Source organism: Rhizobacter sp. P2_H2, from assembly GCF_056403375.1.
This window is the reverse complement of the sequence record NZ_JBFUFP010001752.1, coordinates 1-638: the sequence shown is the minus strand read 5'-3', so window position 1 is coordinate 638 and position 638 is coordinate 1. Positions and strand designations below refer to the sequence as shown.

The 638-nt window shown below is 69.2% G+C and carries 1 protein-coding gene; it reads left to right on the top strand.

Annotated elements, in window-relative coordinates:
- On the top strand, positions 1–393 hold a 393-nt coding region (locus tag AC1D15_RS36010; protein ID WP_477829855.1), incomplete at its 5' end, for a TolC family protein.
- Positions 394–638: the final 245 nt, after the last annotated feature.

The following is a 638-nucleotide window of genomic DNA, read 5'->3' as shown; positions in this document are numbered from 1 at the left end:
CTGTTCGCCGGCTTCGCGATCCAGAACCGCGTGAAGGAAACGCTGCAGCTCGAGGAGCAATCGCGCAACCTGCTCGACTCGGCGCGCCGCGGCACCGCGCAGGCGACGCGCCAGGCCTTCTTCGGCGTGCAGTCGGGCCAGGCGCAGGTGACGGCGCTGGAGGCGGCCGAGTCGTCGAGCCAGCTCGCGCTGGAAGCCACGCAGCTCGGCTACAAGGTCGGCGTGCGGGTGAACCTGGACGTGCTGAACGCGCAGACCCAGCTGTTCAACGCGCGGCGCGACCTGGCGAAGGCGCGCTACGACGTGCTGGTCAACAGCCTGAAGCTGCGGCAGGCGGCGGGGCAGTTGAAGCCGGATGACCTGCGGGCGTTGAACGCGCTGATCGCGCCCTGAACTCCTGGGGGCGCTGGCATGGGCGCGCGCAAAGGCGCGGGCGGGGGGTGTGGGGCTCGCCGGCCGGTGCGGTCATYGCCCCTGGCGGGGCRATGACTCCCCTGCGCCATCTGCTTTCATGAACCGTCGCCSAAACTCCCTCCACTCACTTCGTTCGTTGTGGTCAAACAGTCGGCGACAGTCAGTTCACGATCGCGCTKCGCGCGGGGCCATCAAACTGCACAGCTCCGGCGCCCCGTCCTGAT